The sequence below is a fragment of the Brevibacillus sp. NSP2.1 genome, from assembly GCF_000470975.2.
In the GTDB taxonomy this organism is placed as follows: domain Bacteria; phylum Bacillota; class Bacilli; order Brevibacillales; family Brevibacillaceae; genus Brevibacillus; species Brevibacillus agri.
Map to the genome: position 1 here is coordinate 3427116 of NZ_CP048274.1, position 25888 is coordinate 3453003.

A 25888-nucleotide genomic window follows, 5' to 3' on the forward strand; every position below is an offset into this window, starting at 1 on the left:
TTCCCGTCCTGTCAGGTGGAGCGCTGGGACTGCATATGCTGCGCCATCTTGACGAACCGCTCTTCCGATTCGGTCGTGCCGCATACTCCGCACTGAATCATGTAGGATTCGCCCTTGTACGGCTGATGAAACAAGTCCAGTTCCTCGCTGCCCATCTGCTGGACGACTTCTCCCGTTTGCGGGTCCAGCCGTATGTAGCGCGGGATTTGTTCGATAATGGTAAAGCGCATCCGGTTTGACTTGCACGTGGGACACAACAAAGGCTTGGTCATAGTAGCACCTCCCTGTCTTCTTTCATCGTTTAGTTTCTGCCAGAAGAGGAACTCTATACCTATCGTCCTGGTTTCCAGGAGAGCATCAATTTTTTGGTACAAAAAGGAAGACTTTGCTGGTATGATTCAATAGGTAGGTAACTAATGGATATTTGCAATTGAGGTGATCGCATGAATTTACGACTCTTTTTTTCTCTCGTCGGGGCCTCTGTGCTCTTGGCGGCTTTTGCGCACTACTTTACTGATAACGAATTTTTCCAGTTCGCGACCTCTGCCCTGGCCATCATCTTTCTCGCGGCCTGGCTCGGCAAATCGACGGAAAGCGTGGCTCATTATGCGGGAGACCGGATTGGCGGCTTTTTGAATGCCACCTTCGGCAACGCCGCCGAGCTGATTATCGCGTTTTTCCTCGTCAAGGAAGGCTTGTTCGACATGGTCAAGGCGTCGATCACCGGGGCGATCATCGGCAACATGCTTCTCGTGCTCGGGCTAAGCGTGCTCTTGGGCGGACTGAAGTACAGGGAGCAAAACTTCAACAGCCGACTGGCTGGGCACAACGCCTCGCTGATGACACTCGCGATCGTCGCCCTGTTTATTCCGGCTGTCTTCATGAGGGAGCTGCCGCCAGTCAAAATTGAGACGCTGAGCATCGTCATCGCGATTTTGCTGATCGTCGCCTACATCCTCTGGCTGATTTTCTCCATGATTACGCACAGCGACTTTTTGTCCGACATCGAGCCTCACGGAAGCGACGCTGTCTGGTCGAAAGGCGTCTCGATCCTGATGCTCGCCGTCTCGACCGTGTTTGTCGCGGTCGTCTCGGAATGGCTCGTGCACGGCGTCCAGCATGTGTCGCACTCGCTCGGCTGGTCCGAGCTGTTCGTCGGTGCGTTCGTCATCGCCATCATCGGGAACGCCGCCGAGCACAGCGCAGCGCTTTTGCTCGCGATGAAAGGGCGGATCGGCGCTGCCGTGGAAATCGCCATCGGCTCGAGCTTGCAAATTGCGCTGTTCGTCGCTCCTACGCTCGTCTTGGTCAGCCTGCTGCTCGGCAATCCGATGGACATCGTGTTCACGCCTTTTGAGCTGGCAGCGATCGGGGTTGCGACCTTCATTACGATCTCGATCACGAAGGACGGGGCGACCAACTGGTTTGAAGGGGTTCTTCTGCTCACGGTCTACATCATTCTCGGAACCGCCTTCTTCTTCGCCTGATCCCCGCTGCTTTGGGAAAAAGCAAAAAGGAGCGCCGCGGCAGTCGTTGCCGTTGCACTCCTTTTTTAGTTGGCCGGCTCGCTGCCGCTACCAGATTCCGAGCATCTGCATGAAGACGAGCACGATCGCCAGGGGCGACACATATTTCAGCAGCAACAGCCAGACGACGAACAGACGCTTGGCGAGCGGCGATTGGTCGGCGCGCAGTTCTTCGATCAGCACTTCCCGCTTCATTTTCAGCGGCACAAAAATGGCAATCAGCAAAGCTCCGAGCGGCATCAAAATGTTGCTGACGAGATAATCGAATGCATCGAAGATCGACTTTCCAAACACGGTCACCTCGCTCCAGACGCCAAACGACAAAGCAGACGGCACGCCGACGACGAAAATGAGCAGGCCGACGATCCACGACAGGCGCTTGCGCTTTCCTTCCTCTCCTTTGGCCAAGGAAGCGACGATGATTTCCAGCATGGAAAAAGCAGAGGTCAGCGTGGCAAACAGGAACAAGGCCAGGAAGATGAACAGGAACAGTCCGCCGAGCGCAATTTTTTCAAAGACAGACGGCAGGACGATAAACAGCAGGCCAGGACCAGCCGTTGGCTCCAAGCCGAGCGAGAAGACCGCCGGGAAGATGGCCAGTCCGGCGAACAGGGAAACGAGCAGATTCAGGCTGACAATCGAGCCTGCGGAGCGCACCAGGCTTTCGTTTTTCGCCAAATACGAGCTGTACGTAACCATGACCGATACGCCGACGCTGAGCGAGAAGAACGACTGGCCGAGCGCGTACAGGATCGCTTCTGCACTCAGTGCGGAAAAGTCGGGCCGGAGGAAGAACGCGACGCCTTCCATCGCCCCAGGCAACGTCAAGGAACGGAACATCAACACGAGAAACAGAATGAACAAGGCCGGCATCATGTATTTGTTCGCCGATTCGATCCCGCTCTGCACACCGCGGGCCACCACCCAGGCCGTAATCAGCATGAACACAAACTGGGCAGCGACTGCGCCTACCGGAGCGGAGATGACCTCTCCGAAAAGCTGCTCATACTGCGCACCGATCAACTGTCCCAACAGGCCACGCATCAGGTAAGTGAGAATCCAGCCTCCGACCACACTGTAAAACGACAACAGCAAAAAGCAGGTCACGACGCCAAGGCGGCCGATCCAGTGCCACATCGTCCCCGGTGCAATCGCCCGGTAGGCGCTGATCGCTTCTTTTTGCGTGCTGCGGCCAATCGTAAACTCGCCTAGCAACAGCGGCAGCCCGATGACGAGCGTAAAGATCAGGAACAGGCAAAAAAACGCGCCGCCCCCGCTCGTCCCTACCATATACGGAAATTTCCAGATCGCTCCCAAGCCAATGGCGGAACCTGCTGCGGCCAAAATAAAGCCGAGCCGGCTCGTCCACTGTTCTGCTTGATTTTTCATCATGATTCACTCCTCAACTATACAGATTGCTGCCACACATAAAAAAACCCGCCCCAAAAAGGGACGAGTTGTTCGTTTCTCGCGGTACCACCCTAGTTAGACATCGCCTTTGCTTATAAAGACATGTCTCTCCTCGTCATTGATAACGGGTATGACCCGGACTCTCTTACTTGCGGCGCCTTGCGTTCAGAGGTCAGCTCCAGAGGGAATTCGACGAAGGCTGTCCTGCGGCTGCTCTCAGTCTATGGCAGCGGCTTCCCTGTCAGGCAGCACATTTCGTTTACTGGTCTCTTTCGTAGCTATTTTCCTATGCAGGGAGGCAGGCGAATAAAAAAACCCGTCCAAAAAAGGGACGAGTCTGTTCGCGGTACCACCCTGATTAAGCACCAGGAACATTCGCGCTCCCGGCACTTCACTTGCTCATCGTTAACGGAAATGACCCGTTTCCTCCTAGTTGGCTCTGCCGTTCAGAGGGCTGCTCCGGAGGGAATTCCACGGTTCGCGCTTCAAAGCTGCTTGCAGTCTGGGGCAGCTTCTCCCTGTCAAGCGGTGTCTTCCGTGTACTGGTCTCCGTCATCGCATTTTCGCTTATATCAAATACTTGTGTATAAATTTAATATATACAACACAAATAGGCAAGACCTTTTTCAAAAAAACGAAAAGCGAGGATAATCGCCGCTCTCCTCGCCTTACTTTTGATTGAACAGTTCATGGAGAGTCGCCAGTTTGCGTTCCAATGAACCCATGATTTCACGACCAATTTCTTCCGCAATCAGTCCAAGGCGAACTGCATACTCTACTTCCCGAGAAAGCCCGAACATTTGGGTATCAAGCACTTCTTCATACAGTGGGCACTGCGGCATGGTCAGGTTTTCCATCTGTACGTCGATGAGCTTGTAAATCTTGTCTGCGTCTGCTTTGAGCAGTGCTAGCGCTTTCTGTTCCAGATCAGGAACTTTAATTTCTGTCAAAACCTATCCCTCCGTTTGCCTCCATCCTTATCATACATAGTACGCGATTCTGGGCCATTTGAAAAGGGGAGAAGCTGGATCAACTGCAAGAAGCTAAAAGATAGCAAGATTCCATTCCTTTGCGAGAAGCTCAAGCAGCTTGACTCCGGCGACCGAATTTCCTTTTTCGTCCAGAGCAGGACCGAAGACCCCGATCCCCATCCGCTGCGGGACCGCAGCCATGATCCCTCCGGCTACGCCGCTTTTCGCAGGAATCCCGACGTCAATGGCAAACTCTCCGGAAGCGTTGTACATGCCACAGGTCACCATAAAAGTTTTACAGATGCGGGCGACCTCTTGCGGGATCACTCTCTCGCCCGTCTCGGGAATCACGCCGTCGGCGGCAAGCACCATGCCCAATCTCGCTACCTCTTTGGCTGTGACCTCAATCGCGCAATGCCGGAAGTACAAATCAAGCGTCTCTTCCACGTCTGTCGCAAGAACCCCGCTGTCTTTCAAAAACCAGGCGAGCGCCCGGTTGCGGGCAGCCGTTCGCTTTTCCGAGCAGTAAACCGCTTCATTGATGGACAGCGCGGGATTTCCTGTCATTTTGCGCAGCAGGCTAAGCACTGCGTCCAGGCGCTGCTCCACTCCATTGCCCTGAATCATCCCCGCGACGGCAATCGCCCCGGCGTTAATCATCGGGTTCAGAGGCTTGTGCGGCTTGATCGTCTCCAGCTTGATAATCGAATTGAACGGGTCCCCTGTCGGCTCCTTGCCTACCCGCTCAAACACATGCTTCTGTCCGTTTTGGCACAACGCGACGATCAGCGAGCATATTTTGGAGATGCTTTGCAATGTAAACGGAACATCTGCATCTCCCGCCGACAAAATCGTCCCGTCGGGCAGGCAAACCGCGGCCCCGAGCATGCGCGAATCTACTTTTGCCAGCTCGGGAATATACGCCGCCACCTTGCCTTGTCCTGTATAATCGCTGGCCGCTTTCACTGCTTCGGCCAGTTGAATCGACGCTCGCTCGATCTCCATCTGCTATCCCCTCTATCCATATTCACGATGTATATGAATAGATTGTAGATTTGAATACGGTGGCTGTCAAATTGTGGGACGCATCGCCACTCTTTTTGCCACCCGCCCTACTCCGTAATGGCCCGCTTCAAACGCTCCATCGCTTCTTCGACGACAGCGCGCGGGCAGGCAAAATTGATCCGCTGGAAGCCTTCCCCTTCCTGTCCGAACACGACGCCGTCCTGAAACCCGAGCTTTGCTTTTTCGCGAAGCAGACGATTCAGCTCCGGCTGTTTCAGGCCCAGACGGCGAAAATCCATCCAGCCCAAATAGGTTGCTTGCGGCACAGGCATACAGACGCCCGGTACATGCTCAGACAAATAGCGCTGGATGTACGTCGCGTTTTGCTGCAAGTACATAAGCAGTTCGTTGAGCCATGGCTCCCCGTGCCGATAGGCCGCGATGGTGGCTTCCATGCCGAACAGGTTCAAGTTTTCGTAGCCCATCCGGGAAGCGGTCGCGGTAAAATCGCGCAGCAGTTGCCTGTTTTCCGTCAGCAGATAAGACGTGAACAGCCCTGCCAGATTGAACGTCTTCGAAGCCGCCAAAAACGTCACGCTCTGTCTGGCCAGCTCCGGGGGAAGCGAATAGTACGGGGTGTGGCTGCCTTGCTCGTAGACGAGGTCGGCGTGGATTTCGTCAGCCACGACGATTACGCCATGCTCTAGGCACAAGGCTCCGAGCCGCTCCAGCTCCTGCCTGGTCCATACTCTGCCGACAGGATTGTGCGGGCTGCACAAAAGCATCAGCTTCACTGCGGGGTCGCTCAGCTTTTTGGTCAGGTCGTCCCAGTCCATCTCATAATGGCCGTCTTGCTCGCGCAACGAGCTGCGCACGACTTGCCGTCCCCGGTTTTCAACCGCATGGAAAAACGGATGGTACACCGGCGTCTGAATCAGGACGCGCTCCCCTGGTGATGTATATGCCTCAATCGCGACATGGATGCCAGGAACTACACCTGGAATGCCCGCCATCCAGCTCGTTTCCACCTCGACTCCAAACCGTTTGCGAATCCACTCCTGCAAGCTCGCAAAAAAAGCGGCGCTCTTCAGCGAATAGCCGTAGATCGGGTGCGCCGCCCGCTGCACAATCGCTTCCGTCACTTCCGGCGGGCAGGCAAAATCCATGTCGGCCACCCACATCGGCAGCATGCCCTCTCCGTTCACCTTCGGATTGTCAATGTCCCATTTTACGCTGTCCGTTCCTCTGCGCTCGATTCTCGTCTCAAAGTCGTACATGGTTTTCCCTCCCGCGATTTCCAAAGCTTCCGGCAGCCTGTCCGCCCTGTTCCCGCTCGCTCCTGTTGTCCGTCTCCAGGCCAAGCCAAGCTTTCCTCTCTATCGTTCAGCATAACCGCTTCGTCGGCAATTGTCCAAGGCTGCGCCTGCTTTTTGACGCACAAAAAGCCGCGACGAAGTCAGCGGCTCTTTGGCACCGTTTGTTAACGCGGATAGACACCTGGCCCGACTGGCAAGCCTGCGTAATACCAGATCGCCATTTGAATGAGCCAGATGACCAAAAAGACGATCGCATACGGCATCATGGTGGAGAAAATCGTCCCCATCCCCGCGTTCTTGTTGTACTTCTGGTAAAAAGCGAGGATGAGCGGCAAATAAGGGTTCACCGGAGAGATCGTGTTCGTGGCCGAATCGGCAATCCGGTAGGCCACCTGAATGAACGCCGGGTGGTAGTCAAGCAGCATCAGCATCGGCATGAACACGGGAGCCAGGATCGCCCACAGCGCGGAGCCGCTCGTGATGAACAGGCTGCAAATGCCTGTAAACAGGCTGAAGGCAATCACAACAGGCAGCCCGGTCAGCCCGACGCTTTTCATGAACTCTGCGCCGTTTACCGCCATCAGGATGCCGATGTTGCTCCAGTTGAAAAAGGCAATGAACTGAGCGGCTGTGAACGCGAGCACGATGAAGCCGGACATGTCCTTGATCGCCTCTGACATGTAGTGCGGCATGTCCTTCGACGTCTTCATTAGCCCCATGGCTCGTCCGTACACATACGAGACGGTGACGAAGAACAGCAAAATGAACGGAATGATTCCTTTTAAAAACGGCGAGGTCAGAAAATCGCCTGTCTTCGGATCGCGCAACAGCGCTCCTTCCGGTACCACGAGCAGGGCGAGAATGACGACAAAGACGAGCGCGGCGATCCCCGCGTGACGCAGCGCCTTGTTTTCCTGCAAAGTCAGCTCGTCGAACTGGACGTTCCGATCCCCCTGGTATGTGCCGAGGCGCGGCTCGATGATTTTGTCGGTAATCCAGCCTCCGGCAAAGGCGAGGAAAAAGACGGACGCCGACATGAAAAACCAGTTGTCCACCGGAGTGACGACGGCATTCGGATCAATCGTCCGCGCTACCTCTGTACTGATCCCCGACAGGAGAGCATCGGTTCCCGCGATAAACAGGTTCGCGGTAAAGCCCGAGGATACACCCGCCATCCCGGCGGCAAATCCTGCGATCGGATGGCGCCCCATCGCCAGAAAAACAAGCCCGCCAAGCGGCGGAATGATGACCATCGCCGCATCAGACGCGAGATTGCCGAGAACGCCCACGAATACGACCGCGTAGCTGACAATCGCCTTTGGCACACGGGCCATCATTTTTCGCAACACGGAGGTCAACAGCCCGACTTTTTCCGCAAGGCCGATCCCGAGCGTCATCGCCAGCACCAGTCCGAGAGCCGGAAACTCGATGAAGTTTTTCAGCATGCTCGTCAAAATCCAGTGAATGCCTTCGACGCTAAGCAGGCTTTTGACCGCGACTGCCTCTCCTTTTCCGGGATGCACGACGGACAAGTTCATCGCGGACAAAATCGCCGAGATGACCATGAGTGCCAAACAGAGGATGACAAAGAGCATGAACGGATGCGGCAGCTTGTTGCCGACGGTTTCGATCCATTTGAGAATGCCTCTTTGCTGCTCCAGTTGCGGTTTCAGATTTGTTGCCCCATTTGCCATAGTATGCCCCCTCATGATGTCCAAGTTTTTTGACCTGAACGTGTTAGCGCGTCCAGTCAGGCGTCCGTTCAAAACCGCGGCTCGTTCCTTCCCCTGCCGTCCTGCGCCAAATATCTTACTTATAAGAATATTTTAATATAATTATATAAATTCAAAAATGTGTGTCAATAATTTTCAGACTGATTTATGAAATTTTCGTTATTTTCATTGTTTGCCCTTTCGCGAACAGGTATAGTAAAATGCTAGATGATGTTGAAAGATTACGGAGGTATGCTTCATGTCTGATGTTATCGTGTTCAAAGGGGCTGTCACGTACCCGATCACTTTGGACCCGACTGTCTGGGTTTTCGACGAGCGCAAGTTTGATTTGAACACGTATGCGGGCGAAGAAGACCCGTCCTTGTCCAAACAGATGCAATATTTGCAAGGAACAGGAACGCAGTGGGACAAGGAGCTGAAGGAAGGCGCGCAACTGCCGTCCGAGCGCAAAAGCCTGGCAGAGGAGCGCAAAGTGCTGGACGGCGACTACGGGATTCGGCTGGATCCGTTTATTACGAATGCGGCACCGCTGCCAGAGGCGACACACGTCCGGCTGCATCGCGAGAACGCGGACCCGGTCGTCCTCCCTATTTCCGAAGCGAGACGGGCCATCCTGCAGTTTTCCAAAGCCGGCAAGCCGATCAAGGAAGACGGACCTGTCTACTTTTACTTGCCGGAAACTTTGCTGAAAAAAGAAGCGCCGATTACGGGAATCACGGCGTTGGAGTTTTTCACGGCCTGATCTATGGATTTGGGCAGCATGGAAAGCAGTCAAACAAACGAACGACAGAAAAAGCCATCCTCTAACTGAGCGGCCCCTTCCCATTGTCAGGAGAATCTGGCAATCCGGAGCTGTTCGTCGCCAAGGATGGCTTTTGTCGCTGGTTCTTATGTGTGTTGCTCTTAGGCGCTGGCCTGTGTGATGCGAATGTTGCGTGTCTGCAGCTCTGCGCGAAGCAATTCAATAAAAGCGGAATCTAGCTGAAGGTCGACAGCACGATGATATACTTCTATCAGCATCTGGTCACTCAAGTATTTCACCCTTGCTCACCTCCATCCTCTCGTATGCGTTCATTGTACCAGATGATAGAGTATCGAACAACCGTTCTGATATCCACAAACGATGTGGAAATGCTGTGAGTAACTTGTGGGCAATCTGTGTGTAACAACAGAAAACGCCGCTATACGTATGTGGATATTTATTCCACTTTTATCCACAGACAGTCGAAATTTGTCGAACGATTGCGACTGCTCTTTCCTTTTTCCCTTTCAAACAAAGAAACAGCCCTCCTGAATCGGAAGGCTGTTTGTGTTTGTTACGCGTTTGCTGTTTCGGAAACGTGCAATACTTGCTTGATGCGCTCGATCGCCCAGTCGAGGTCTTCCTTGCTAATTACGAGCGGCGGTGCAAAGCGGATGGTCGTTTCGTGCGTTTCCTTGCACAGAAGACCCAGCTCTTTCAGCTTCTCGCAGTAAGGACGGGCAGCAGTCGTCAGCTCCAGGCCGATGAACAGGCCGCGGCCGCGAATTTCCTTGATGATCGGGTTGTTGATTTCCTTCAATTTTTCCATGAAGTACTCTCCCATCTCCAGGGAACGTTGGACAAGACCTTCGTCAGCGAGAACGTCCATCGCCGCTACGGCTACAGCGCAGCCGAGCGGGTTTCCGCCGAAGGTAGAGCCGTGGGAGCCTGGTTCGAACACGCTGAGAATTTCTTTGTCCGCTGCAACGGCAGAGATCGGGAATACCCCGCCGCCAAGCGCTTTCCCCATAATGTACATGTCTGGCTTGACGTCTTCCCAGTCGCTTGCAAACAGTTTGCCTGTACGTCCGAAGCCGGTCTGGATTTCGTCGCAGACGAGCAGGACGTTGTTTGCTTTACATACTTCTTGCGCTTGTTTCAGGAAGCCCTCTTGCGGAATGATGATCCCCGCTTCGCCCTGGATCGGCTCGAGCATGAACGCGGCTGTATTTGGCGTGATCGCTTGCTTCAGCGCCTCGATGTCGCCGTAAGGGATGATTTTGAAGCCAGGCGTGAACGGTCCGAAGCCGCGTCTGTACTCTTCTGCGGAAGAGAAGGACGTGATGGTCACGGTGCGGCCGTGGAAGTTGCCTTCACAGACGATGATTTCCGCCTGGTTTTCCGGTACTTTTTTCACGTCGTAAGCCCAGCGGCGAACAGCTTTGAGAGCGGTTTCCACTGCTTCCGCGCCTGTGTTCATCGGCAAGATCATCTCTTTGCCTGTCAGTGCGGACAGCTTCTCGTAAAATTCGCCCAACTGATCGTTGTAAAAAGCGCGGGAGGTCAGCGTTACTTTGTCTGCCTGATCTTTCAGCGCCTGGATGATGCGCGGATGGCGGTGTCCCTGGTTCAGAGCGGAGTACGCGCTCAGCATATCCAAATATTTATTGCCTTCCGGGTCTTCTACCCATACGCCTTCTGCCTTGGAGATGACGATCGGTAGTGGATGGTAGTTGTGTGCGCCGTATTTTTCGGTTTGTTCAATGACAACTTTTGTTTTCGTCATGCTGATAGCCTCCTTCGATTTCACTTGCTAATCTTATCCAAGCAAGAATGATGCCAATGTAAAAAACAAAGGAAATGACGGGGAACGGGCCGTTTTGAGCAAAAAAATTTTGCAGGTCCTTCCCGTATTATTTTGCAGGTGCATAATCATTTTGCACGCAGTCGTTTGTATGATATGATACTGTCACGAAGAAAGGCTGGTGAACCATTGTGTCGTCTTCAAGGCAAGAAAACTCCCTCGAAACGCTACTTCGCATCTACGAGCATATCCTAGACAGAATGAATGAGGGCGTCCACGTGATTGACGCCACCGGAACGACGATCGTGTACAACCAGAAAATGACCGAGCTGGAGTCGATGGCACGCCAGGACGTCCTGCACAAGCCTCTGTCAGAGGTGTTCCAGTTCCACAGCGGACAGGAGAGCACGCTGCTCACCTGCTTGCGGACAGGAAATAGCATACGCAATACGCGGCAAACGTATTTCAACGACAAGCAAAAAGAAATTACGACCATCAACAATACATACCCGATCATCGAAAACGGGCAAATCATCGGCGCGATGGAGATCGCCAACGATGTGACAAAGATGGAGCGGCTCATCCGCGAAAACTTGCTTGCGAAAAACGGCTCCCGCTACACGTTTGACCAGATTATCGGAAAAAGCGGAGCGATTCTCGACGTGATCGAAAACGCCAAGCGGGCAGCGCGCACCTCCTCCTCCGTGCTCGTCGTCGGCGAAACCGGAGCAGGCAAAGAACTGTTCGTGCAAAGCATCCACAATGCCAGCCTGCGCTCATCCGGCCCGCTCATCTCGCAAAACTGCGCGGCGCTTCCCGACAGCCTGATTGAAGGCTTGCTGTTTGGCACGGCCCGCGGCGCTTTTACCGGAGCAGTGGAAAGACCGGGCTTGTTCGAGCAGGCAGAAGGCGGCACGTTGTTTCTTGATGAAATCAACTCGCTTAGTATGCCTCTCCAGGCCAAATTGTTGCGCGCCCTGCAGGAGAAGTCGATCAGGCGCATCGGCGACACGAAGGATCGGGCGATTGACGTGCGCATCATCGCCGCTATCAACGAAGACCCGGTAGAGGCGATCGCCAATTCTCATTTGCGAAAAGACTTGTACTACCGCCTTGGCGTCGTCACCCTGTTCCTGCCTCCGCTGCGCGAGCGCAAGGAAGACATCCCGATGCTCGTTTCGCATTTTATTGAAAAGTACAATGAGCTGTTTCAAATGGAAGTGACAGGTGTCGCGAGCGACGTCCTGCAATTTTTTCAGGAGCACGACTGGCCCGGCAACGTCCGGGAACTGCAGCATCTCATCGAAGGGGCGATGAACTTGATGGTGGACGAGACGACGATCCGCTACGAGCACTTGCCGCTGCACTTTTTGCGCCGCTCCCCTGCCAGCGCGACCGCAAGCGAGCAAGCGTCTCCCCGCTCTCTTCCGTTTATTGAGGAAGGTAAATCGCTGAAGGAAACGATGCAGGAGTTTGAAACCGCCTATATTCATCACGTCGTAGACCGCTACAACGGCAACATCTCGCGCGCGGCCAAGGAACTGCACATCAGTCGGCAAAGCTTGCAGTACCGCCTGCGCAAATTGGGAATCAGAGGATAAGCGGCTTGCTTCTTCATTTTACGACGCCAAAATTTTTGGCGTTTTTTTATTTTTTTTGCACAGAAACGCCCATTTTCTTTGCACTCTTCTCCATAATCTACCTGACAAAGATGATTTGCTTGCGCTGATACTTTTGGTATCATTCTTGCAAAACATATAGCACGCCTGAAAACGCATTCATCAAATCAATATTTCTCGCGTGAAGGAGAGGGTTTTATGACACCAAGCAGCAACGAACAGCACAATGAACTAAAACGCAGTATGAGCAGTAGGCACCTCTTCATGATTTCTCTTGGAGGCGTGATCGGGACCGGACTGTTTCTCGGTTCTGGCTATACGTTAAGCCAGGCTGGACCCGTTGGCACGATCCTTTCTTTTCTGGTCGGCGGCTTTATCATGTATTTGACCATGCTCTGCCTTGGCGAGCTGACTGTAGCGATGCCGGTAGCTGGTTCGTTCCAAACGTACATGACCCGGTTCGTCAGTCCGTCCCTTGGCTTCGGCGTAGGCTGGCTGTACTGGCTCGGCTGGGCCGTAACCGTTGCCCTCGAGCTTTTGTCTTCCGGTCTGTTGATGCAGCGCTGGTTCCCTGACTCTCCGGTCTGGATGTGGTGCGCCATCTTCGGTGTCCTTCTGTTCCTGTTGAATGCGCTTTCTGCCCGTGCGTTCGGTGAGTCCGAATTCTGGTTTTCCAGCATTAAAGTAAGCGCTATCATCCTGTTTATCATCTTGGGTGGAGCGGCTATGTTCGGCTTGATTGACATGAAAAATGGACAACCTGCTCCGATGTTCTCCAACTTCACCAGCAGTCCGCTGCTTCCGTTTGGCATTACCGGCCTGTTGATGACGATGATTACGGTGAACTTCTCCTTCCAGGGTACCGAACTGATCGGTATCGCGGCCGGCGAGAGCAAGGAACCGGAGAAAACGATTCCGAAGTCCATTCGCGCTACCGTGTGGCGCACGCTCGTCTTCTTCATTTTGGCGATTGCCATCGTGGCCGGGATGATTCCGTACCAACAGGCTGGCGTGATCGAAAGCCCGTTTGTCGTCGTGTTTGACAGCATCGGTATCCCTTATGCAGCAGACATCATGAACTTCGTCGTCCTGACTGCGCTGTTGTCTGTAGCCAACTCCGGCTTGTACGCCGCTACGCGGATGCTCTACTCCTTGTCCAATGAGCGAATGGCTTCCCGCAAGCTTGCGATCGTCAACCGCAAAGGCATTCCAATGAATGCGTTGATTATTACTTTTTCCATCTCTCTGCTCTCGCTTCTGTCCGGCTTTTTTGCAGAAGATACCGTGTTCATGGTGCTTCTGTCCATCGCTGGCCTGGGTGCTCAGGTAGGCTGGATCTCGATTTCCGCGTCCCAGCTCGCTTTTCGTCGCCACTACCTGAAAAATGGCGGCAAGCTGGAAGACCTGAAGTTCCGTACGCCGCTGTACCCTGTACTTCCATTGGTTTCGCTGATTTTGAACCTGAGCGTCCTCGTCAGCCTGGCCTTTGATCCGGAGCAGCGCATCGCTCTCTACTGTGGCATTCCGTTCATGCTCATTGCGATTCTGATCTACCAGCTTCGCTTCAAAAACAAGCTGGAGCCGCAGCCAGACACTGAACTGGGCTCCTATCGCAAAGCGAACAATCTGTAAGCAAATATAAAAGAAAAGCTTGCACTCCTGTTCAAAGGAGGCAAGCTTTTCGCTTTATGGTCATGATTTTTTGGCCATGCTACAGGGAGATTCGCACAATTTCCGTTATGACTACCATGGCAAAGACGGCAAATCCAAGGGAACTCGTCACCAGCAACATCCGTTTCAGCTTTTTCATATCTTCCATATCAGATTCCCTCACTTTCCTAACGCCCATCGTTTTCGTTTCTATCGTTATATACGCACCACCCATGGAAAATGTTTCAATGGGCGCCCAATAACATTTCGTGTTTTCTCGTCAAAAAGCTTACGGTTGCGCGATTTTTGTCAAATCGTTGCCGAGCTTGAACGTGTCTTGCTCCATCAAATGGAGCATCCAGGCAACCAACAAGCCTACGGCGAGACAGATCGTCCACGGAAGCCACGCCGCCTGCAGCTTCAGCCCGACATCGTACACCCAGCCGCCTGCGACCTGGCCGAGCGAGCCGCCGATGGCAATCGAGTATCCGTTGAAGCCGTAATAGGCTCCTACCAAATCTTTTGGCGCAAAACGCGGAACGACATCTACCAGATTCGGCACGGCGATCATCGTGCCCAGCGCGAACAGGAAGACGTCGATGAGCAGCATCCACAGCGAATCGGCAAAGGTAAACAGGAACAGCCCCACGCCCATGACCAGCGTGCCGATGCCGATCAAGGTCAGCCGATGCGGATATCCTTCCAGCCATTGCGTCACCTTCATCTGGAAAAGAATGACGAACAGCGACATCGCCGACAGGACAATCCCGACAGAAGTTTTGCTGTGTGTCACATGCTCCACGAGCAGCGGTATGGTCAAAAATACTTGCATATTCAAGTAATAATAGCCCATCAGGATGAACGTGAAGCGGACAAAACGCTTGTCCCGGATCACCGTGAACATGCTCTCCCAAATACTGTGCCGTGTATTGGTGGCACTGATCGGGGACAGAAAAAAGAAGGAGACAAGCGCGTTCACGCCAAAAATCGCTCCGGCAAACAGCGACAAGTACGTAAAATCAACGGCCGAGAGTGCGGTGCCGACGATTTGCGAGCCGACTACCGCAATATTGCCGAGTACATTGCGAAAGGCAAACACTTCTTTGCGAATGGAATCCGGCGTCAAAATCGCAAACGCAGCCGAGCCAGCCGGGTCAAACAGCGCCCCGCCGAGGCCAGACAAAATCGCTGCGATAAAAAAATGCCACGTCTCTGTACAGAATGCGAACATCGCAAACCCGACAGCCCGCACGGCCATGCCGAGAACCATCGCACCTTTGTAGCCAAAGGCGTCGGCCATCACTCCGCCCAAAAACGCAAAGCCTTGCTGGGAAAACTGCCGCACGCTGAGCACGAGTCCCGCCATCGCCAGCGTCCATCCAATACTGCCCGTCAAGTACAAGGTCAGATACGGAATCAGGGCATAAAAACCAAGGTTCATCATAAAGGATGTCGTCAAGAGCAGCTTGACAGAAATCGGTGTTTCTTTCCACATTTCCCTCTTCATTTGATACCCCTCGCTCTCCCGCTATCTCTCATGATTTGGGGATATCCCCAGCTTAAAGAACAGGGTATAATTTGGGAAACGAACGTTTTTGTATATGGTTATCAAATATTTAGATAAGAGGGAAACACACGCTATGGACTTCGAACAACTGCGCGCCTTCTACACGTTGGCACAGACGAAAAACTTCACCAAGGCTGCGGAAATGCTCCATCTCGTTCAGTCTACGGTGACGATGCGAATCAAGCAACTGGAAGAAAAAGTCGGGAAGCCGCTGTTTATCCGCGACAAGCGGAGTGTGGAAATTACCCAGGCTGGCTTGACGCTTTTGCCCTATGCCGAAAGAATCCTCAAGCTGTCTCACGAGGCACTGAGCGAAGTCGCTTCTCTCCAGCCATATGAAGATTACTTGTCCATCGGCAGTCTGAACGCCATCTGGACCTCTACCCTCGAACCGATCTTGAAAGAGTATCATTACCGTTATCCGCAAATTGCCATCAGCACCAAAACCGGGCATTCCTCCGACGTCATCCAGTATTTGCTCGACAACGTCATTCAGATCGGAATCGTATATGTGCCGCCGTCTTTGCCGAACTTTGAGGTCATTCCCACCTGGGACGATGAAATCGTCCTCGTCTGCTGTCCGCAGAGCAGCTTCGCCCAGTCGACTCATGTGGACTCACGCGAGCTTCGCAACCTGCCGCTGCTCTACATGAACTGGGGACCGCCCTTCAACGAATGGATCAGACAGACGCTGCCGCGCAACTACGTGCCCAAGCTGACCGTCGACAAGGCGGAGCTGGCCATTGATTTGATTAAGGAAGGGCTGGGCGTCAGCCTGCTGACCCGCTCCGCCGTCAAGTCGGAGCTGGCTGCCGGAACGCTCAAGGAACTGCCGATTACAGGAAACAAGCCTCCGAAGCGCTCCGCCTACATCGTCCTGCCGAAAGACAAAAAAAATAAACCCAGCGTGGAAAAATGGCTGAGTCTCATGAGTGAATTAGGTTATTCTACCACTTAGCGAATCTAGCGCGATTGCGGTATGGGGTCGACGACGGAATCTCGTCTCCCCAGCCTTCTTTCATAGCCCCAGCGGACGAGAAAATACCAGCACAGCGACAGGCAAAATCCCGTAAGCACGTCGCTCAAATAATGCACACCGAGGTAGACGCGGCTTGCCGCGAGCAACACCACGACGACGAGCGCAATCGGCTGTATGTACGCCGACCAGCTTTTCTCCTGATACCAGCGCGCAATCAAAAGGGCGAGCATGAGGTAAAAGCAAGGAGCGATCATGGCGTGGCCGCTCGGGAACGAAAACGAATCCGGCAGCTCGATCAGATTAAAGCCACTAGGCCGGGGACGGGCAAACATCAGCTTCAACAGTTCATTGGCGACCTCGCTTACCCCCAATGTCAGCAGGACGACGACCGCCTCCAGCTTGTGCCCTTTGAAGAAAAAGGCTGCAACCAGCACGACGCCGAGCGGCGCTAAGGTCGTTGCGTTCCCCAAGAGCGTAAGCATCTGAAAAAAGGTCGTTGCCGCCTCCGAGCGAACGTCTGCGAAAAACGCAAAGGCCGCCTGATCCATCCCCGCTACCTCACCTGCTATGTACTGGCGAAACATCCATGCTCCAAGCACCGCAAAGACGAAGCCGCACACAATCAATCCACTTTCCTTAGCCGTCCACTTCATACGTTTCTCCTCTCTCCAACAGCGAGCGCAGCGCAGCCGCAAAGCGCTGGTCATCTTCGCGCGTACGCGCCGCCGGGCCTCGCGTTCTTCCTCCCCCGCGACGATAGCGGGCTTTTTCGTTTCGCTCCTCCAGATGAAAAGCAATTCGCTCCGGCTCAAAAACAAGACCGTGCGGCGTCAGCGGCCGCGCCTTTTTGCCGAGGATGAGCGCAGCCAGTCCAATATCTTGCGTCACGACCACATCACCCGGACGGGTTTCGTTGGCGAGCTTCATATCGACCGCCTGTGGCCCTGCATCTACCGTTACGTGATGTTCAGAGCCGATCTGATGATTGTAGCTGGCAAAAGTCAGGCAAAGCCACCCGAATTCCTTGCACAGCTCCTGTGCGATGACGAGAGCCTGTCGTGGGCAGGCATCGGCATCGATGAGAACGCGTCCTTTTTCCATTCGCCACTTCCTTTCGTGCGCTTTTCTCTCTCCCCGCGCTGCTCCGTTTTTGGTATGATGGAAGTGGAGAGGAGTGAGATCACCTTTGCGCAATTATTTTATTTTCGATGAACGATTAGGTATTCGCCTTCCTGCATTGGATATGCCATGGGAGGAGTATTCACATACGGAACGAGCCGACATTTTGATGGAGTGGGAGGAAATCCGCGCGACCATCCCGGATCAGATCCAACGGGTGGAAGCTGTCATCATCGAAAAAACAAGGCAGATGTCGGAAGAGGAAAATTTCGCCCGTTCTTGTGAGCTGAACAGCGAGATCCATGAATTAGCAAGCGTCATTAATGATCTTAATATATGGTTTCGCGTCCAGCAAGACCATGACACCAAAGTCCATCAATAATTTTCCGATGGAAGGAACACGAAAAAAGCTCCGCGGCTACCTCGCTGCCATGGAGCTTTTTTTCGTCCTCTTCGGACTATTTCTTTTTGTTTCGCTTTCGCCCGATTTCGAGCGCCATCAGACCAGAAACGTGCGGGGCAGCCATGGAGGTTCCGTTCAACTTTTTGAACTGGTTTCCGGGCCATGTTGACAAAATTTCCACGCCAGGCGCTTTCATGTTGGCACCTTTGCCGCGCGCGCTAAACGACGCCAGTTTGCCCGACTGATCGATCGCGCTTACCCCCATCACGCCTTTGTACCTGGCCGGATACTCTACTTCTCCCCCGCTATTTCCCGCAGAAGCTACCAGGACGATGCCGTGCTCGTTCGCCTTTTCCACCGCTCGCGCCAGCGCCTCACTGTACTGCGGCATGCCGAAGCTCATGTTGATGACATCCATTTGATTGGCAATCGACCACTGCAAAGCCTGCAAAATCGTCGACAGCGACGATTTGCCTTCGTGGTCAAAAGCACGCACGTCGTACAAGTGGGCTTCGGGAGACACACCGACAATCCCGCGCTGGTTCATCTCCGCGACGATGATCCCGGCCACGTGCGTGCCATGCCCGTTTTGCTTGCCGCGCACAAAATTGACGCCGCCTTTGATCCGTCCCTTCAAATCAAAATGATTGCGGGAGATTCCCGTGTCAATGACAGCGACCTTCACGCCCTCGCCCCTGCCTTTTCGCCACAGTCGCTCTGCTCCGACGTAGCGGACACCCCACGGGATTTCGTCCTCGTTCTCGGTCTGTGCATGCACGCTTACCGTCACGTTCTCCTCTACCATCGCCTCATACCTGCGAAAATGTTCGCAGTGCTGCTCGTATATGTTTTCCTTGATGCACAGGCAAGACCAGTCGTCGTAACAACGCCAAGGAAGTCTCTCCGTTTTGGTCATTACTTTTTTCTGCAAATCGGTCAGGATTTCGTGAAACGGCATCCCCCGCTGAAAGCTGATGATTTTCAACCCGCTAGCCTCCTGTCATGCATGGCGTTGCCACATCCTATGTCACATCCGCCTGTGTCTGCTTGGGCATTCGCACATCGCCCGGCAAAATAGGCGAATAGCCCAGTCGATCTGTCCAAGCGAACAGAAGGCTTCTCCCATATATTTGCAAGGGGCAGGCGTAAATACATTTGGAGAGGAGCGAGTGCTGCATGGCAAAAGCAAAAGGAAAGAAAACGAGCGATCTTCTGAAAAAAATCAACAAAAAGAGCAAGAAGAAATGGAAAATGGACGATATCAAGTCACTGGCGAAAGGGATTACGAAAAAGGACCTGAAAGATGACAAAAAGCTTGCCGACCTGATTAAAAAGGTCAGCAAAGCGGTCGGGGTCAAACTGTCCGACAAGCAAATGGCAAGCGTCAAAAAGCAGGTGCATGAAAAGCTCGGCTGACGCCGCTGACAAAACAAAAACAGCAAAAAGGGAGAGCAGCTACGCTCTCCCTCTTGCTATTGCCAACCTATGCAGCCGGTGTTACCTCGTTAGTCGCAAGAGCAAGCAACGATTGTCAGCAATACGAACAACACCAGAATCAAAGCAAAATCGTCGAATCCTCCGTTGAACAGACTCATTCGCTTTCCCTCCTTTGTCAGCAACTAATCATACTGTATGTGCGAATAGCCAATCTTGATTGGACGCTCGCCCAGTCCGTGCCCATTTCTGGTTACGTGTGTAGTTGCTGTGAGGAAAAACAGCGGCAGATCAACTCGCCCGCCGCTCGATCGGCTCCATCATGCCGTACTGCTTTTTCATGACCGATTGCCAAAACGGAATGGTCCTCTGGATCATCGGCCCCGTCAGCAGGGCGATCAGCACCGTCCCGATGGAAACGGGTCCGCCCAATGCTGCCCCGGCAATCAGGACCGCGACTTCAATAATCAGCCGAACCTTCTGAATGCTCCAGCCCAGCCGCTCGTTCATCGCCAGCATGAAGCTGTCGCGCGGCCCGGCTCCCAGCCGAGGCGACAAGTACATCCCGATCCCGATGTTCATCACCACAAGGCCCAGCAAAAACATCGCCAATCGCGACCAAACGGACGACAGCTCCGGCACGATATCGAGCCACAAAATCAGATCGAGAAAGCTCCCGAAACAGACCATGTTCAAAAACATGCCAAAGGTCGGCTTGATTTTGGCAACCAGATACGATGACAAAATCACGGCCAAGCCGACGATCTGCGACCAGATGCCAATCGTTAAGCCAAACGTTTTTTGCAAGCCGATGTGGAACGTATCCCACGGCGCCACTCCCAGGTTTGCCTTGATCGCGAGCACACAGCCAAATGCCCCGATAAACAGCCCGAGAACAAACATGGCGTAGCGCACGACAATCGACCTGCTGACCCGTCTACCGGACACAGTCTTTCACCTTTCCTCTCCCGTTGCGCTCTCTCTTTTTTCCCGGCGAAAACGCCGCCCTGGCGAACAAAATGCCAGGGCTTGCCGCGACGAGCCGGTTACTCTCTTTCCAGCAATCCGTTCTTTGCAGTCATGCCTCTTAGGCTTTGCAAAAGTTACATGCAGCTTCCTGCCTCGGCAAGCTGCCGTCTCGTCCCGATCCGCTGACGCTTTCCCGGCTGACTGCTTCTGCCTCCCAGGGACAACCGCCTTCCCGTGAGAGGGGCAACGTCATTCGCTGCATGCTCCTCCTCTTTCCTAAGTAATAATTTATTCATTATAGCAGGGTTACTCGGTTTCTCCCACCGTTTTTCGCACTCGCTTTACCGCGATACTGCCCAAATCCTCCGCGAGCTGCGTCTCCGGAAAAATCGCCTGCGCTTCCGCCAGCAGGTCGGCCATGGAAAAATCGCCATCCTCGTCTTCATAGCGCGGGCTGAAGTGCGTCAGACAGAGCGCCTTCACGCCTGCCCGCTTCGCCAGCTCGGCGGCCTCCTTCGCCGTGGAATGCCCGCTGCGCACAGCCAGCTCCTTGTCGCGATCCGCGTAAGTAGCCTCGTGTACCAACAAGTCAGCCCCTGCTGCCAGCTCCTCGACACTTTGGCACGGCTCCGTATCACCGCTGAAGACGATTTTGCGGCCAGGCTGCGGAGCGCCGACGAAGTCTTTGCCATCCAGCACGCGCCCGTCTGGCAGCATGACCTGCTCGCCCCGCTTCAACGCGCCGAACAGCGGTCCGGACGGCACCCCCGCTGCTTTCGCCCGCTCGACCAGAAACGCCCCCGGCTTGTCTTTTTCCAGGACGCTGTACGCGAACGAAGGCACCCGGTGCTTCGCCTTGCGACATGTGACGATCACGTCCTCGTCTTCGTACACGATGCCTTCGCTGACGATGCACAGATCCAGCGGGTATTGCAAATGCACCGGGCTTATGTCCATGATCGCGCGAAAATAGCGGTCCAGCCCCGGCGGCCCGTACAGCGCAAGCGGAGGCGCCTCCCCGTTACGCAGCGATCTGGAAGCGAGCAAGCCGATCAGTCCGTACAGGTGATCGCCGTGCAAATGCGTAATGAAAATTTTGTCCAACTGGCTGATTTTCATCGGAGAGCGCAGCAGTTGATGCTGTGTCCCTTCCCCGCAGTCAAACAGCCACCATTTTCCTGCTTGTAAAAAGCGAAGCCCGATTCCGCTCACATTGCGGCGGGTAGTGGGCGCACCTGATCCAGTCCCTAAAAATGTCACGATCACGACTATTGCACCTCTCCTTTGGCGGAGCTTCCCACAAGCTTGCCTGTCACGGTCTGTAGGCATTCACCCTTTTTTGTCTGGGCGCATAACTTACAACAAACAACAGCCTAGCAAGGAGGGACTCCCGATAATGAAACGATTTTTTGCGCTGGGGCTGGCTGCCTGTCTGGCTCTGTTCGCCGCTTTGACCGGCTGCTCCAGCACTTCTGAAAAAATAAGAATTGGCGAAGTAACCCGCTCCCTTTTTTACGCTCCCCAATACGTTGCGCTGGAAAAGGGATTTTTTAAGGAAGAAGGCCTGGACGTGGAGCTGTCCACGATTCCCGGCGGCGACAAGGTGATGTCTGCGCTCCTGTCCGGCGGGATCGAGGTCGCTCTGGTCGGTTCGGAAACGAGCATCTACGTCTCGCAGCAAGGGGCGGCAGACGTCGTCGTCAACTTCGCCCAGTTGACCCAGACAGACGGTACTTTCCTCGTCGCGCGCAACAAAACGGACTCGTTTTCGTTTGAACAGCTCAAAGGCAGCGTCTTCCTCGGTCAACGCAAGGGCGGCATGCCGCAAATGGTCGGAGAGTACGTGCTGGGAAAGCACAATATCAATCCACAAAGCGATCTGGAGCTGATCCAGAATATCGAGTTCAAAAACATTGCCTCTTCCTTTGCTTCCGGAACCGGCGAGTTTGTACAGTTGTTCGAGCCGGAAGCGTCCCGCTTCGAACAGGAAGGGATCGGCCACGTCGTCGCCTCATTCGGCAAGGAGAGCGGCACCGTCCCTTACACCGTCTACATGACGAAGCAAAGCTATATCGACAGCAATCCTTCGGCTATCCAAAAGTTTACCAATGCGGTCTACAAAGGGCAACAGTGGGTTGCCAGCCACAGCGCCAAGGAAACGGCTGAAGTCATCGGAAAATACTTCGAGCAGATCGACCCGCAAATTTTGGAGAACGCCGTACAGCGCTATTTGGAGCAAGGTTCCTACGCCGCCGATCCAGTGTTGGACGAACAGGAATGGAACCAGCTTCAAGAAATTATGGATGCGGCAGGTGAGTTGAAGCAACGGGCGGATTACACCAAGCTGGTCAACACCACCTTCGCCAAACAATCCAAGGAAGGGAATTAATCGTCATGAACCAGATTCCTTCTACGCCGGCCAAGATTGAACTTTCCCACGTGACCCATCTCTATTTATCTACGACCAGGGCGTTCATGGCGGTGCAGGACATCAACCTGCGCGTGGAGGAAGGCGAGTTCATCTGTATGGTTGGCCCTAGTGGTTGTGGCAAAACGACACTGCTCTCCCTCGTTGCGGGACTGGAGACGCCGACTGCCGGAAACGTGCTGATCGATGGAAAACCCGTTCGCGGAACGTCCCGGCAGGTCGGCTACATGCTCCAGCAAGACTATTTGTTCAACTGGCGCTCGATTGAAGACAACGTTTTTCTCGGACTGGACATCCAGGGAATCCGCACCAGGGAGACGGAACAATACGCCTTGCATCTGCTCGATGAAATGGAGCTTGCCGACGTGCGCAAAGCTTCCCCGCAGCAGTTGTCCGGCGGCATGAGACAGCGGGTCGCCCTCGTCCGCACCCTTGCCTGTCAACCGGATGTGCTGCTTCTCGATGAACCGTTTTCCGCTCTGGACTATCAGACGAAGCTGAAGCTGGAAGACCTGATTTTTTCCACCTTGCGCAAGCATAAAAAAACCGCCATCCTGGTGACGCACGACCTGTCCGAATCAATTGCCATGGGCGACCGCATCTACATTTTTTCGCGCAACCCGGGCCGGGTCAGCAGCGAGCTGGCCGTCCCTGCCGCGATTCGCGACTCTCTGCCATTCGACGCCCGCAACCAGGATGGCTTCCAAGACTTGTTCCATCGCGTCTGGAAGGAGATGGAGGTGGTATCCGATGCAGCGAAAGGACATTGAAGCCATCCACCGCAACTACTTGAAGCAGGAGGCGACGGGCCGCTACTGGGTGTTTTCCACGCAATGCCTGCTGTTTCTCGCCTTTCTCGGCTTGTGGGAGCTGCTTGCGCGCACGAACACAATCAATGCGCTCATTTTCAGCTACCCTTCCAAAATCTGGGCACAGTTTTGGTCCCAGCTACTGGACGGCAGCCTGCTTCCCCACGTAGGCATGACGGTATGGGAAACGGTCATCGGCTTTCTTTTGGGCACGCTGCTCGGGGCGGTCATCGCGACCGTCATCTGGTGGTCCCCGTTTCTGTCGCGCGTGCTGGAGCCGTATCTCGTGATCGCCAACAGCATGCCGAAAGTCGCGCTCGGCCCGGTCTTCATCGTCGGCTTCGGGCCGGGGCTGATGTCTGTCATTGCCATGGGCTGCGCGATCTCGATCATCATCACCACGATCAACGTCTACTCCGGCTTTCGCGAGGTCAACCAAAACTACGTCAAGGTCGTCCAGACGCTCGGCGGCAACAAACGGCAAATTTTCCGCCTCGTCATTCTCCCTGCGACGATTCCGACCTTGCTTGCCACGTTGAAGGTAAATGTCGGCCTTTCCTGGGTGGGCGTCATCGTCGGCGAGTTTCTCGTTTCCCAGCAAGGGTTGGGCTATCTGATTATTTACGGATTCCAAGTGTTTAATTTTACCATGGTCATGATGAGCCTCGCCATCATCGCGGTCGTCGCCACGCTGATGTACCAGGGCGTCGCCTTTCTCGAGCGGCGGCTCACCAGCCAGTTTAAATAGATGGAGGTACGAAACAGCGCGATCATCATCCGGGGATGGTCGCGCTGTTTCGCTGGTTGTGTGTCTTGCCCGGGCGCTTTCGCCACTCTCTTACTCCGGCGCTACGATCTCCACCTTGATCCGATCCGGGTCTTCGCAAAACAGCGCGTAATGCTCCCGGCCGCCCGCGTGTGGATAGCGGTCCTCGTAGAGCAGCGGCACGCCTCGCCGCCACAGCTCCTCGCGAATCGCCTCCACCTGCTCCCGGCTGCGCGCGTGAAAAGCCAGATGGTTCAATCCGACGCGACAGCGGTGATACGGCACATCGAGAAACCGTTCCTCTGCCTGCACGAACACCAGATACGTGTTGCCGTGCTTCCAACTGATCCCGCTCGCCCATTGCTGGTAGCGCTCATAGCCGAGCTGTTCCTCCAAGAGCCACCCCCAAAACTCCGCGGATCGCTTCAAATCCGCTACATACAACTCCAGATGGTGCAGCATGCTTCGTCCTCCTTTTTGCTCGCGGTCTTTTGGCGCGGGCGGCCCCGTTCGCTCGCGGCTTTTGCGCCAAGCGCGCGTGGCTGTCCCCTGCCGTTCGCCGCACAGGCTGTTGCAACCGCATAGAAAAACGCCCGACAGCCAGATGTCGGGCGCTATGTACGCGTTTTCGGCTACTTCCAAAACTTCCACCAGCTCTTTTTCGCCGCCTGATCGCCAGGCTGGCTGTTGGCTGCCACTTTTTGCTGCGCTGCCGCTTCCACTTCCAACGCTCCGGGAACCCGGGCGAGGAAATGGTCGACCATCGGCTTGTAGTTGTCCGGCAGATGCTCCTGCATCGTGCGCAGAATCGCAATCGCCTTTTCCTTCTGGTCGGTCGCCAACAAGGCGTTGGCATAGTTGAAGCCGGCATACGGATACGGAAACTCCGGCGTCCAAAACTTCTCACAGATTTGGATCAGTTGATACACATAGCCTGCCTGTCCCAGCTCGCCCGTTACCGTCATGACCACTTCGAAGCGGTCTTTGGCTCCTTCGATAGCCACCGTGTACCATTTCATCGCGTTCAGCAGATCGTTTTCGGTCAGAGCGAGGCGGGCCAGATGCAACTGCGGCCTCCAGGCGCCTTCCTTGACACAGAGCGCTTCCAGGCGAGAGCGCAACTCCTCGCGCTTGCCGCTCTGCAAAAAGCTCTCGACGTACATGTTCAGGCCGTTTTCCTGGTTCGGGTCTTTGTGCAGGCCCGTATTCAAGATTTCGAACGCTTTGTCTTCTTCTCCCTCATACGCGTAAATCTTCGCCAGATTGGTGCAGGCCGTCCCCGACGAAGGGAAGCGCTCCAGGCAATCGGTCAGGATCGTTTTCGCCCGCTCAAATTCTCTCGCCTGCATGTGAACAACCGCGCGGAAAATGAGCGCAGACTCAATTGGCCCGTACAGCTCAAGCAGCCTGTCCGCCGCAACAGCCGCCTGCTCATGAAATTGCTCCTTCACCAACTCCATCGCAAAGTCACGAAGCTTTTCTTTTTGGTCCCAATACATATCCAGATTGTGCGGAATCACTTTTTTCTGGTAGTCCTCCCGGGACATCTCGATGGTTTGACCAAATTCATTGGTAAACGTCACAAATTCAGACATGAAACAGCCTCGCTTTCATTTCCTTCACAATAGTATCAAGGGA

The 25888-nt window shown here is 54.3% G+C and carries 27 protein-coding genes and 2 other annotated features; of the genes, 10 read left to right on the top strand and 17 right to left on the bottom strand.

Annotated elements, in window-relative coordinates; genetic code table 11:
- Positions 1-11: 11 nt before the first annotated feature.
- Positions 12-272, bottom strand: coding sequence for a hypothetical protein (locus M655_RS16615; RefSeq protein ID WP_005827129.1), 261 nt, complete (start codon positions 270-272; stop codon positions 12-14).
- Between the two features lie 171 nt (positions 273-443).
- Here M655_RS16615 and cax point away from each other — a divergent pair, with 171 nt between their 5' ends.
- Positions 444-1487, top strand: coding sequence for a calcium/proton exchanger (gene cax / locus M655_RS16620; protein ID WP_005827127.1), 1044 nt, complete (start codon positions 444-446; stop codon positions 1485-1487).
- A gap of 87 nt (positions 1488-1574) precedes the next feature.
- Here the strand turns inward: cax and M655_RS16625 are convergent, their stop codons facing one another.
- The 5 genes from M655_RS16625 to M655_RS16645 form a co-directional block, all read right to left on the bottom strand.
- Positions 1575-2915, bottom strand: coding sequence for a sodium-dependent transporter (locus tag M655_RS16625; RefSeq protein ID WP_025848480.1), 1341 nt, complete (start codon positions 2913-2915; stop codon positions 1575-1577).
- 56 nt (positions 2916-2971) lie between these two features.
- Positions 2972-3221 (bottom strand) — a binding site (T-box leader).
- A 39-nt stretch (positions 3222-3260) separates the two neighbouring features.
- Positions 3261-3501 (bottom strand) — a binding site (T-box leader).
- Positions 3502-3604: 103 nt separating this feature from the next.
- Positions 3605-3886 carry an Fpa/YlaN family protein gene (locus tag M655_RS16630; RefSeq protein WP_005827123.1) on the bottom strand — a complete coding sequence of 94 codons (282 nt, stop codon included), beginning with the start codon at positions 3884-3886 and terminating at the stop codon, positions 3605-3607.
- Between the two features lie 93 nt (positions 3887-3979).
- A complete protein-coding gene (gene glsA, locus M655_RS16635; RefSeq protein ID WP_005827121.1) occupies positions 3980-4912 on the bottom strand; it encodes a glutaminase A in 933 nt (310 codons plus the stop codon).
- Between the two features lie 107 nt (positions 4913-5019).
- On the bottom strand, positions 5020-6189 hold the full coding sequence (locus M655_RS16640) for a MalY/PatB family protein (RefSeq protein WP_026557042.1): 1170 nt from the start codon (positions 6187-6189) through the stop codon (positions 5020-5022).
- Positions 6190-6392: 203 nt separating this feature from the next.
- Complete coding sequence (locus M655_RS16645; protein WP_026557041.1) at positions 6393-7922, bottom strand: AbgT family transporter; 1530 nt, start codon at positions 7920-7922, stop codon at positions 6393-6395.
- A 277-nt stretch (positions 7923-8199) separates the two neighbouring features.
- Here M655_RS16645 and M655_RS16650 point away from each other — a divergent pair, with 277 nt between their 5' ends.
- Entirely contained in the window at positions 8200-8703 is a 504-nt protein-coding gene (locus M655_RS16650; protein ID WP_005827115.1) for a hypothetical protein, read from the top strand.
- A gap of 161 nt (positions 8704-8864) precedes the next feature.
- Here M655_RS16650 and M655_RS16655 read toward each other — a convergent pair whose 3' ends face one another.
- Entirely contained in the window at positions 8865-9002 is a 138-nt protein-coding gene (locus M655_RS16655; protein WP_005827113.1) for a sporulation histidine kinase inhibitor Sda, read from the bottom strand.
- A gap of 275 nt (positions 9003-9277) precedes the next feature.
- Positions 9278-10489 (bottom strand): ornithine--oxo-acid transaminase, encoded by a 1212-nt coding sequence (locus M655_RS16660; RefSeq protein WP_007785208.1) that lies wholly within the window; start codon positions 10487-10489, stop codon positions 9278-9280.
- Between the two features lie 278 nt (positions 10490-10767).
- Between M655_RS16660 and M655_RS16665 the strand changes: the two genes are divergently transcribed.
- Together M655_RS16665 and M655_RS16670 are read left to right on the top strand one after the other, a co-directional pair.
- Positions 10768-12108: a sigma-54 interaction domain-containing protein gene (locus M655_RS16665; protein ID WP_237716668.1), complete on the top strand. Its 1341-nt coding sequence runs from the start codon at positions 10768-10770 to the stop codon at positions 12106-12108.
- A 216-nt stretch (positions 12109-12324) separates the two neighbouring features.
- Entirely contained in the window at positions 12325-13758 is a 1434-nt protein-coding gene (locus tag M655_RS16670) for an amino acid permease (protein ID WP_007785204.1), read from the top strand.
- Between the two features lie 307 nt (positions 13759-14065).
- Here the strand turns inward: M655_RS16670 and M655_RS16675 are convergent, their stop codons facing one another.
- Positions 14066-15283: an MDR family MFS transporter gene (locus M655_RS16675; protein WP_026557039.1), complete on the bottom strand. Its 1218-nt coding sequence runs from the start codon at positions 15281-15283 to the stop codon at positions 14066-14068.
- 133 nt (positions 15284-15416) lie between these two features.
- Here M655_RS16675 and M655_RS16680 point away from each other — a divergent pair, with 133 nt between their 5' ends.
- Positions 15417-16301 carry a LysR family transcriptional regulator gene (locus M655_RS16680; protein WP_005827103.1) on the top strand — a complete coding sequence of 295 codons (885 nt, stop codon included), beginning with the start codon at positions 15417-15419 and terminating at the stop codon, positions 16299-16301.
- A 5-nt stretch (positions 16302-16306) separates the two neighbouring features.
- Here the strand turns inward: M655_RS16680 and M655_RS16685 are convergent, their stop codons facing one another.
- Both M655_RS16685 and M655_RS16690 read right to left on the bottom strand, forming a co-directional pair.
- Positions 16307-16975 (bottom strand): phosphatase PAP2 family protein, encoded by a 669-nt coding sequence (locus tag M655_RS16685; RefSeq protein WP_026557038.1) that lies wholly within the window; start codon positions 16973-16975, stop codon positions 16307-16309.
- The gene (locus M655_RS16690; protein ID WP_005827098.1) at positions 16959-17423 is read right to left on the bottom strand and encodes a YaiI/YqxD family protein; all 465 of its coding nucleotides are present in this window, start codon (positions 17421-17423) and stop codon (positions 16959-16961) included. Before M655_RS16690 ends, M655_RS16685 begins: the two co-directional genes overlap by 17 nt.
- Before the next feature lie 73 nt (positions 17424-17496).
- Here M655_RS16690 and M655_RS16695 point away from each other — a divergent pair, with 73 nt between their 5' ends.
- On the top strand, positions 17497-17823 hold the full coding sequence (locus tag M655_RS16695; protein WP_026557037.1) for a hypothetical protein: 327 nt from the start codon (positions 17497-17499) through the stop codon (positions 17821-17823).
- Positions 17824-17899: 76 nt separating this feature from the next.
- On the opposite strand, the gene M655_RS16700 is transcribed toward M655_RS16695, so the two are convergent.
- Entirely contained in the window at positions 17900-18829 is a 930-nt protein-coding gene (locus M655_RS16700; protein WP_005827093.1) for a S8 family peptidase, read from the bottom strand.
- Positions 18830-19020: 191 nt separating this feature from the next.
- On the opposite strand from M655_RS16700, the gene M655_RS16705 reads away from it, so the two are divergent.
- The gene (locus M655_RS16705; RefSeq protein ID WP_025848465.1) at positions 19021-19260 is read left to right on the top strand and encodes a stage VI sporulation protein F; all 240 of its coding nucleotides are present in this window, start codon (positions 19021-19023) and stop codon (positions 19258-19260) included.
- Between the two features lie 89 nt (positions 19261-19349).
- Here the strand turns inward: M655_RS16705 and M655_RS16710 are convergent, their stop codons facing one another.
- The 3 genes from M655_RS16710 to rnz form a co-directional block, all read right to left on the bottom strand.
- A complete protein-coding gene (locus M655_RS16710) occupies positions 19350-19439 on the bottom strand; it encodes a YjcZ family sporulation protein (protein ID WP_007785194.1) in 90 nt (29 codons plus the stop codon).
- Positions 19440-19569: 130 nt separating this feature from the next.
- On the bottom strand, positions 19570-20226 hold the full coding sequence (locus M655_RS16715) for a YczE/YyaS/YitT family protein (RefSeq protein WP_025848460.1): 657 nt from the start codon (positions 20224-20226) through the stop codon (positions 19570-19572).
- A gap of 327 nt (positions 20227-20553) precedes the next feature.
- Positions 20554-21513, bottom strand: a complete 960-nt coding sequence (rnz, locus tag M655_RS16720; protein ID WP_025848458.1) for a ribonuclease Z — start codon at positions 21511-21513, stop codon at positions 20554-20556.
- Between the two features lie 130 nt (positions 21514-21643).
- Here rnz and M655_RS16725 point away from each other — a divergent pair, with 130 nt between their 5' ends.
- Genes M655_RS16725 through M655_RS16735 form a run of 3 tightly spaced genes read left to right on the top strand, consistent with a single transcriptional unit; the run spans position 21644 to position 24232 of the window.
- Entirely contained in the window at positions 21644-22636 is a 993-nt protein-coding gene (locus M655_RS16725) for an ABC transporter substrate-binding protein (RefSeq protein ID WP_005827085.1), read from the top strand.
- Positions 22637-22641: 5 nt separating this feature from the next.
- Complete coding sequence (locus M655_RS16730) at positions 22642-23445, top strand: ABC transporter ATP-binding protein (RefSeq protein WP_005827083.1); 804 nt, start codon at positions 22642-22644, stop codon at positions 23443-23445.
- Positions 23426-24232, top strand: a complete 807-nt coding sequence (locus tag M655_RS16735) for an ABC transporter permease (protein ID WP_005827080.1) — start codon at positions 23426-23428, stop codon at positions 24230-24232. Before M655_RS16730 ends, M655_RS16735 begins: the two co-directional genes overlap by 20 nt.
- A 90-nt stretch (positions 24233-24322) precedes the next feature.
- Here M655_RS16735 and M655_RS16740 read toward each other — a convergent pair whose 3' ends face one another.
- Both M655_RS16740 and M655_RS16745 read right to left on the bottom strand, forming a co-directional pair.
- Positions 24323-24712 (bottom strand): VOC family protein, encoded by a 390-nt coding sequence (locus tag M655_RS16740; RefSeq protein WP_007785186.1) that lies wholly within the window; start codon positions 24710-24712, stop codon positions 24323-24325.
- A 170-nt stretch (positions 24713-24882) separates the two neighbouring features.
- Positions 24883-25845, bottom strand: coding sequence for a tetratricopeptide repeat protein (locus M655_RS16745; RefSeq protein ID WP_007785184.1), 963 nt, complete (start codon positions 25843-25845; stop codon positions 24883-24885).
- Between the last annotated feature and the right edge of the window lie 43 nt (positions 25846-25888).